This is a genomic window from Pseudomonas sp. GW704-F2 (assembly GCF_059423025.1).
The window spans coordinates 1-9,106 of record NZ_JBWKXO010000082.1; the positions used below are offsets into that span (position 1 = coordinate 1).

A 9,106-nucleotide genomic window follows, 5' to 3' on the forward strand; every position below is an offset into this window, starting at 1 on the left:
GGCTTGCCCCCGATAGCGGAGGTTCAGGCAATACATGGTTGACTGATCTGCCGCTATCGGGGGCAAGCCCCCTCCCACATTTGGATCGGTGCCGGCTTCAGGATTGCTGTGCAACCGGCTTATTGACCGCTCAGTCTCCTAAGTAGCTCTGCCGGAAAATATCAGCACCTTTTGCTCCACCGCCAGACGCTCCAGACTTTCACCGCCTCGGATACAACAACTAACGCAGCCATTAACACCACGTTGTAGTTAGGAACAAGCTGAGCACCCATTAGCAACAGCGAAACAGAAGGCACAATAAAAGCCAATCGCAAGGGTGTTTGAAGGTAAGTAATCCACCTCACCTGTTCACGTCCAAGAAAGAACAGCAGGCACGAGATCACGATGGAAACTTGCAGCAGCATGGCAAAGCCGAACATGTATAACTGCACAACGCTATGATCACGCAGCACCCATAAAGCACTTTCAAGATCACTTAAATAAGGAATCCTTCCCTCTATTGTGCTGGCCACTGCATAGCGAATCAGATAAAGGGCATCCATGGCTCCCCAAAACCAAAAAACATGCTTGCGCGTCATTTTCCTGCGTCCTTTGATCTTTTTCCCCAGAACAACAAACAGGGGAAATATTGCATTCACCAAGAAGTTCACTCAGTCCCTGCAACGCATAAGGCGCACGGAAAAACTCCCTTACTTTGCTGTCGGCAAAATAGGGACTATCGATTTTTGTGAGGTCATATTGTTCAATTTCAGTGCGGGGGATCAGTCGTTTCATGTTGTGTTCAGAAGAAGGAGTCAGCCCCTGTTGATAAGGGTTCCTCACTCTGCCCACCATCATCCACTTCCTTTTAGTCGATAGGAAATTTCCCAACCTCGTGTATCACCCGCCCCAGCGCGCAGGTCGATTGCCATGGTGCGAAGCTTTCCAGAAAAAATTAACTGGGCCGCTTACAGCCCAGTTTTTTTACCGCACACCAATTTTTTTACATTACGGCATTTCATCAAAGATTTTTTACACCTATCAATCACGCCGCAACATCAGGTTCAACTCATCCACCACTTCAGCCCAATCCGCATCCTCCAGAATTTCCTCACGCAAAAACGCTTTCTGGCTATCCGTCCAGAAAAACGCATCGGCCAGTTCCAGGTCCGCCTTGAGCGGTGAGTGCGCGGTGACGAATTGCTCGATGCCGGCGGGGTCGTCGGCCAGGCCGAGTTGTTTGAACAGGGAGGGCAAGCTGTGTTCAGGCGATTGCATGATGAGCTCCGGATAGATGGGTTTATCCGAGTCTAGCCCTCACCCACGGCAGGCGCGAGCTTGCGCTACAGGGTTTGCAACCATACCTGCAGTTGTGCGACGCATTGCTGCACGGATAGCTGGCCGGTCTCCAGGACCAGGGCGGCTTGCGGCGGCGGTTCGTAGGGTGAGCCGATGCCGGTGAACCCCGGCAGTTCGCCGCGTCGGGCGCGGGCGTAGTGGCCTTTGGGGTCGCGGCGTTCGCAGATGTCCAGTGCGGCGTTGCACCACACTTCCCGATAGTCCGCGCCCAGGCGTTCGGCGAGTACCGCGCGTAATTCGACCAACGGCGCGATCAGCGCCAGGATCACGATTTGCCCGTTGTCCACCAGCAACGCCGCCAGTTCGGCGGCGCGGCGGATGTTTTCCAGGCGGTCGCCGTCGGCAAACCCCAGGTCTTTGTTCAAGCCGCCGCGCAAGGCATCGCCGTCGAGCACGATGCTGTGTCGGCCTTGTTCGAACAACGCCGCCTGCAGCCCTTGGGCCAGGGTCGATTTACCCGACGCCGGCAGGCCGGTCAGCAGGATCGCCACGCCGCGATGACCGTTGCGAGCCTCACGCTGGGCACGCGTGATGCTCGCGGTCGGTGCCACCAGGTTACTTGACGGCGGCACGGGGCACCGGGGCGGCGATGTTGCCGGCGGCCCATGCCGATTCGCGGCCGGCCAGCGCGGTGGCGATGGACTGCACGCGGTCGGAATCGACCTGCTCCGGCAACGGGTCGAGCCCGGCGCTGGCGAAGATCTGGCCGTAGGCGTTGCGCAGGTCGGCGTAGGCCAGGTCGCGGCGCAGGTCGGCTTGCAGGGTATTGAGTTCGCCCTGGATCAGGTCCAGTTCGCCCAGGCCTGCGGCTTGGTGACGGTTGCGCAGTTGGGTGAGGATCTGCCCGTCGATGTCGGCCAGCTGTTCGTTGGTCTTGAACTGGCGCACGGCGTCCTGGAAGTTCGCGTTGGCAACGTAGAGTTGCGCCAGCACCGCGATGGACATGGCCTGGCGCCGTGCGGTGGCGACTTCTTCGCCGGCCTTGGCGACGTCGATGGCCGCCGGGGCGGAGAGCACGTTGAACAGGTTCCAGGTGACCTTGGCGCCGTAGTCGGCCCAGCGGTTGTCCACCAGGAACGAGTTGCTGTCGTAATGCCCACCGGCCGAGAATTCCAGGCCCGGCAGCAGGCGCAGCATGGCCTTGCGGGTTTCGGCGGCGCTGATGCGGGTCTGGTAGTCCTGCTCGCGCAGTTCAGGGCGGTTGGCCAGGGCTTCCTGTTCCAGGCTGGCGAAGTTGACCTTGAGCTGCGGCACGGCGTAGTCGTCCGGCGTGGCCAGCTTGAGGTCGGTGCCCATGGGCAGGTTGATCAGGGTCGACAGTTCAGTCTTGGCGAGGGAGAGCGCGCGGCGCTGTTCCTGCAATTGGCGCGTGGCTTCGATCAGCGAGCGCTGGTAGCCCAGGGCCTGGATCGGGTCGCCGATACGCTGCTCGCTCATGCTTTGGCTGTTGCTCTGGGCCTGGTCGACCCGCGCCATCAGGCTGTCGATCTGGGTCAGCAGGCGTTCGGCCGCGACCGCCCGCCAATAGGCCGAGCGCACGTCCTGGACGATGGTGTTGATCACCTTGCGGCGCCGCTCCTGGACGATCAGGCGTTGGTCGCCTTGCTGTTTGGCACTGATGTAGCTGACGCCAAAGTCGAGGACGTTCCACACCATGGTCAGGTCGGCCACGCGACGGTCGCGGTCCTGGGATGTCGACGGTTCCAGGGACTGGGTGCCGGTGAGAACACTCTGGCTGCTGGAGGCGTTGGTGTTGTTGCGCCCGGCGTAACCGGCGGACAACGCCATGCGCGGCAGCATGTCGAAACTGGCGAGGTCGAGTTGGCGCTTGGCCAGCGCCTCCTCCATGATCTTCAAGCGCCCTTCGAGGTTGTATTTAACCGCCCGGGCCATGGCCTGGTGCAGTGTCAACGGGCCGTTCAATGGCTCCTGATCCTTGTACATACCGTGCAGGTCGCTGCGGGCTCGCTGCTCACTGACACTGCGCTCAATCGGCTCGCTGGTGACCGCACAACCGCCGATCGCCAGCGCCAGCACGCTGGCGCCGAACAACTTATGAACTGTATTCATCCTTGGACTGCCCCTGTTACTGCGCCTTGATTTAAGTGTGTCAGGCCTGCATTTCGCTGATGCCGACCTGTTGCAATGCCTTCGCCAGGTCAATCACCTGACGCTGTTCCACGTCTTTGATCTGCTGCAATTGCTGGCCCAGGGTCGGGGCGCCGAACACGCCCCGCAGGCCTTGGGCCGCGTCACCGCCGCCCTGGATCGCTCGGCTGTCGAACGCCTTGAGGCCACTGTCCCCGCCGCCGCTCTCACGATTGAACAACCCCGACAAGGTGCTTGAACCAAACACCCCGCCATCGCCGCCGCCAAAACCGAGGAAGCCCTGCGCGCCGCCGTTCGCGCCACTGTCGCTGTTGAACACCTGGGCAATGAAGCTGGGCGCCAAGGCACCGTTGCGAATGAAGATGCTACCGATAGGCGGCAAGCCCGCGCCCATCTCGCGCTGTTCGAACAACGGCGGGAAGCCAATGGGTGAACCCAGGTCGCCCACGGGCCGGCCAAACACGATCGGTTGCAGCGGCACATCCGGCGCGCCGGGTGGCGGTGCCGGCTCGGTGACGCGGAACAGCGGGTCGCCGGTCAGGGCAATGGTGTTGATCGCGTAGTTGTTGGAATTGGCATAACCGCTGCCGGCGTTGCCCGCCATGTCATTCACCAGGCCGGTGTCGAGGGTGATGAAGTTGCTCGGGTCGTTGAGGTTGGCCGTCGGTGTGAGGGTCGCGGTCCAGGTTTTGCCGCCGTCGTTGCTGGCCAGGTTGGACAAGGTGCCGTTGGCCACGCTGAGGTCATCCAGCGCGAAGCCGCTGACTTTTTCACTGAAGGTAAACGTGACGGTGGTGGTCTGGCCGACGGTCAGGTTCGGGTTGGCAATGGTGATGGTCGCCGTCGGGCGTTCGCCATCGATCACGAAGTTGTTCGAGATCGCAATGCCGCTGCCGGCGTTACCGGCAGCATCGTTGACCTGGCCGGCGTCCAGCACGATCACGTTGGTCGCATCGGTAATCGCCGCCGTCGGGGTCAGGGTGGCGGTCCAGGTTTTGCCGCCATCGTTGCTGGCCAGGTTGGACAGCACGCCGTTGGCCACGCTCAGGTCAGACAGATCGAAACCGCTGACGGCCTCGCTGAAGCCGATGGTGACGGTGGTGGTCTGGCCGATGCCCAGGGTGCCGTTGGCCACCGAAATGGTCGCGGTCGGGCGCTGGGTGTCGATCGCATAGTTGTTCGAATCGGTGCTGCCGCTGCCCGCATTGCCGGCGGCGGTCTGTACGCCGCTGTTGTCCAGGCTGATCAGGTTGCTGGTGTCGGTCACGTCGGCCGTCGGCGTCAGGGTCGCGGTCCAGGTCACGCCGCCGTCACTGGAGGCCAGGTTGCTCAGCACGCCGTTGGCCACGCTCAGGTCGGCCAGGGTGAAACCGCTGACAGCCTCGGAGAAGGTGATGGTCACCGGGGCGGTCTCGCCGGCCTTGAGGGCGGTGTCGCCGACCACGATGGTCGCCGTCGGCAGCACGGTGTCGATGCTGTAGTTGGCCGAGTCGGTCGTTCCCGTACCGGCGTTGCCGGTCAGGTCGGCAATGCCGGTATTGGCCAGGGTGATCACGTTGCTGGCGGCGCGGATACTCGCCGCCGGTGTGAAGAGAGCCGTCCAGGTGATGCCGCCGTCGCTGCTGCTGACCGCGCTCAGGGTGCCATGGGCGACGTTCAGGTCACTGTTGTCAAAACCGCTGACGGCTTCCGAGAACGTGACCGTGACCAAGGAAGTTTCGCCGGCACTCAACACAGGGTCGGCCATCACGATGGTCGCCGTTGGCCGCTGGCTGTCGATGGCGTAGTTGTTGGAGTCGGTGGTGCCGCTGCCGCTGTTGCCCGCCAGGTCGGCGATGCCGGTGTTGTCCAGGGTGATCACGTTGCTGGTGTCGGTGACGCCGGACGTCGGGGTGAACGTCGCGGTCCAGGTCACGCCGCCGTCTGCGCTGCTCACGGCGCTCAAGGTGCCGTTGTTGACCGTCAGATCGGCGTTGCTGAACCCGGTCACCGCCTCCGAGAAGGTGATCACCACCGCTGAGCTGCCACCCACGCCGAGGGCCGGATTCGCGACCACGATGGTGGCCGTTGGGCGCACGGTGTCGACGGCGTAGTTGTTCGAATCGGTGGTGCCGCTGCCGCTGTTGCCGGAGCCGTTTTGCACACCGCTGTTGTCCAGGGTGATCACGTTGCTGGTGTCGCTGATCGCACTGCTCGGCGTGAAAGTCGCCGTCCAGGTCACGCCGCCGTCGTTGCTGCTGACGGAGGTCAACGTGCCGTTGGCGATCGTCAGGTCGGCGTTGGTAAAACCGCTGACCGCTTCGGAGAAGGTAATGGTGACCAGCGAGGTGTCGCCGATGTTCAGGGCATTGTCGGCGACGACGATGGTTGCGCTCGGCTGCACCGTGTCGATGGTGAAGTTACCCGAGTTGGTGACACCGCTGCCGGCGTTGCCGGCCAGGTCGGTGTAGCCGGCGTTGTTCAGGCTGATCAGGTTGGTGGTGTCGCGGACGTTGCCGGTCGGTGTGAAAGTCGCCGTCCAGGTCACGCCGCCATCCGCGCTGCTGACGGTCGAGAGGGTGCCGTTGGGGACGCTCAGGTCGCTGTTGTCAAAACCGCTGACGGCTTCCGAGAAGGTGACCGTGACCAAGGAGGTTTCGCCGGCACTCAACACAGGGTCGGCCATCACGATGGTCGCCGTTGGCCGCTGGCTGTCGATCATATAAGCGTTGGACGACGTGGTGCCAGACCCGACGTTACCGACGCCATCGGTCACACCGGTGTTATCCAGGACAATGTGATTGTTGTTCTGGGTGACGCCTGCCACAGGCGTCAACGTCGCGGTATAGGTGATGTTGTCGCTGGTACTCAGGCTGCTCAGGGTGCCGTTGTCGGTGGTCAGATCGGCCAGGCTGAACCCGGTCACAGCTTCGCTGAAAGTGATGGTCACCAGCGACGAGCCGCCGATCCCCAGGTGGTCGTTGTTCACCACCACCGTCGCGGTCGGACGTTGGGTGTCGATGGCGTAGTTATTGGAATTGCTGGTGCCGACGCCGACATTACCCGACACCGCCGCCTGGACGCCGCTGTTGTCCAGGGTGATCAGGTTGGTGGCGTCGCTGATCGCGCTGCTCGGGGTGAACGTCGCGCCCCAGGTAATGCCGCCGTCGCTGCTGCTGACCGCGCTCAAGGTGCCATTGGTGATCGTCAGGTCGGCATTGCTGAAACCGGTCACGGCCTCGTTGAACGTAATCATCACTTGGGAGGAGTCACCGATTTTCAGCGTCGGGTTGGCCACCACGATGGTCGCCGAAGGCAACACCGTATCGACGGTGTAATTTGCCGAGTTGGTGGTGCCCGCGCCTGCGTTGCCGGCCAGGTCGGCAATGCCGGTGTTGGCCAGGGCGATCACGTTGCTCGCGCTGTTGGTGTTCGTCCCTGGGGTGAAGGTCGCGGTCCAGGTGATGCCGCCGTCGGCGCTGCTCAGGCTGCTCAGGCTGCCGTGGCTTGCCGTCAGGTCGGCGAGGGTGAAGCCGGTCACGGCTTCGCTGAAGGTGATCGTCACCAGCGACGTTTCGCCAGCGGTCAGCGCCGGGTCGGCGACCACGATGGTCGCGGTGGGGCGCACGGTGTCGATGACGTAGTTGTTGGAGTCGGTGGTGCCGGTGCCGGTGTTGCCGCTGGTGTCGCTATAGCCGGTATTGTCCAGGGTGATGACGTTGGCGGTATCGGTGAGGTTCGCACTCGGCGTGAAGGTCGCGGTCCAGGTGATGCCACCGTCGTTGCTGCTCACCGCACTCAGGGTGCCATTGGACACCGTCAGGTCGACATTGGAGAAACCGACCACGGCTTCCGAGAAGGTAATGGTCACCAGCGAGGTCTGGCCAATGCCCAGGGAGTTGCTCGCAACCACCAGGGTCGCGGTTGGACGCACACCGTCGATGGCCACGTTGTTCGACGTGGTAGTGCCACTGCCGGCGTTGCCCGCCACGTCTTGGACCCCGGAGTTGTCCAGGGTGATGTGGTTGCTCGCGCTGACGATACTCGCCATCGGGGTAAAGGTGGCGGTCCAGGTGGTACCACCGTCGTTGCTGCTGACTGCGCTCAGGGTGCCATTGGACACTATCAGGTCGGCGTTGGTGAACCCGGTCACGGCTTCGCTGAAGGTGATGGTCACCAGCGAGGTCTGGCCGATGCCCAGGTTGGTGTTGGCGAACACGACAGTCGCGTTCGGCCGCGCGGTATCGACCGCATAGGTGTTGGAATTGGTGGTGCCACTGCCGGCGTTGCCCGCGCCATCACTGACCGCGGTGTTGTTCAGGGTGATGACATCGCCGGTATGGGTAACCCCGGGGCTCGCAGTCAGGGTTGCGGTCCACGTGAGACCACCGTCGTTGCTGCCCAAGTTGCTCAGGATGCCGTCGGCGACCGTGAAGGCGCCGGCGGTGAGCCCGGTGACCGCCTCGCTGAAGGTGATAGTCACCAGGGACGTGTTACCGCTGATACTCAGTGCGGTATCGGACACCACAATGGTCGAGGTCGGCAGCACCGTGTCGATCGCATAGGTGTTGGACGTGGTCGTGCCGGTACCGGCGTTGGTCGCGGTATCGGTATAGAGGGTGTTGTCCAGGGTAACGACATTGCCGCTGCTGCTGTTGCTGGCGCTTGGCGTCAGGGTCGCGGTCCAGTGGATATTGTCACTGGTGGTCAGGTTGCTCAGCGTGCCGTTGGACGCCGACATGTCAGTAAGGCTGAAACCGCTCACCGCTTCGCTGAAGGTAATGTTCACCGTCGAGTTGACCGTGGTGCTCAACGTCGGCGCAACGACCGTAACGGTCGCGGTTGGGCGCACGGTATCGATGCTGAAGGTGTTGGACGAGGTGGTGCCGGTCCCCGGTGTCCCCGTCGACGTGGCGGTGACGCCGGTATTGTCGAGGACAATCTGGTTGGTGGCGCTGGTCACGCTCGCGCTCGGCGTAAAGGTCGCGGTGTAGGTGATGTTGTCGCTGGTAGTCAGGGTGCCCAGGGTACCGTTGCTGATCGTCAGATCGGCGCTGGTAAAGCCGGTCACGGCCTGGTTGAAGGTAATGGTCACCTGCGAAGTGCTGCCGATGTGCTGCGCGGTGTTGCTGACCACGATGGTCGCGACCGGGGCCGGACTGTAAGCGGTGTTCGCCGTTCCGCCGATATCGTTGAACAGACCGTTGACTGCTGTGGGTTTGCTGCCCGCCGAGGCGTTGGTGGCCAAGCCACCGTTACCACTGGCACCGGTGTTGGCCGAACCGCCCAGCGCCGCGAAGTTGGCCGCCGTGATCAATACCGTGCCTTTGTTCCAGATGGCACCGACACCCAGGCCACCGTCACCGCCATTCAGAGTAGTGCCGCTGCCGGCCGCCGAACCGCCACCGCCGCCGCCGCCGGCACCGATGTTACCGGTAATCGAGCTGGTGCCGACGATGGTCAGGGTGGCGCCGCTGGCGTTGTAGATACCGCCAGCCGCTCCGCCGCCCTTGCCACCGGCACCGTTCCAACCGGAACCACCCCCACCGCCGCCGATCGACAAGCCGCCAGAGGTCGCTGTGCCGCCAGCGGAACCGTTGGTATAACCGTAGATGCCGGTCGAGCCGGCACCACCGCTGCTCGAGCCGCCGTTGCCGCCCATGGTGCTGTAGCCCCCACC

At 62.8% G+C, this 9,106-nt stretch carries 5 protein-coding genes; all 5 read right to left on the reverse strand.

What is annotated here, in order from left to right; all coding sequences use genetic code 11:
• Positions 1-161: 161 nt before the first annotated feature.
• Positions 162-578 carry a hypothetical protein gene (locus AC07W0_RS30600; protein ID WP_046483762.1) on the reverse strand — a complete coding sequence of 139 codons (417 nt, stop codon included), beginning with the start codon at positions 576-578 and terminating at the stop codon, positions 162-164.
• Between the two features lie 442 nt (positions 579-1,020).
• Entirely contained in the window at positions 1,021-1,257 is a 237-nt protein-coding gene (locus AC07W0_RS30605; RefSeq protein ID WP_046483761.1) for a DUF2789 domain-containing protein, read from the reverse strand.
• A gap of 65 nt (positions 1,258-1,322) precedes the next feature.
• The gene (gene cysC / locus AC07W0_RS30610; protein ID WP_046483759.1) at positions 1,323-1,910 is read right to left on the reverse strand and encodes an adenylyl-sulfate kinase; all 588 of its coding nucleotides are present in this window, start codon (positions 1,908-1,910) and stop codon (positions 1,323-1,325) included.
• The gene (locus tag AC07W0_RS30615) at positions 1,894-3,408 is read right to left on the reverse strand and encodes a TolC family protein (RefSeq protein WP_026139841.1); all 1,515 of its coding nucleotides are present in this window, start codon (positions 3,406-3,408) and stop codon (positions 1,894-1,896) included. The genes cysC and AC07W0_RS30615 overlap by 17 nt, the downstream gene beginning before the upstream one ends.
• Positions 3,409-3,448: 40 nt before the next feature.
• Positions 3,449-9,106, reverse strand: a 5,658-nt coding sequence (locus AC07W0_RS30620; RefSeq protein ID WP_102618978.1) for a beta strand repeat-containing protein, incomplete at its 5' end; no start/stop codon positions are given.

What these genes read in the sequence shown, in the direction of transcription:
- AC07W0_RS30605 (WP_046483761.1), bottom strand. Translation starts at nt 1,257, where the DNA reads ATGCAATCGCCTGAACACAGCTTGCCCTCCCTGTTCAAACAACTCGGC.
- AC07W0_RS30615 (WP_026139841.1), bottom strand. Translation starts at nt 3,408, where the DNA reads ATGAATACAGTTCATAAGTTGTTCGGCGCCAGCGTGCTGGCGCTGGCG.
- AC07W0_RS30600 (WP_046483762.1), bottom strand. Translation starts at nt 578, where the DNA reads ATGACGCGCAAGCATGTTTTTTGGTTTTGGGGAGCCATGGATGCCCTT.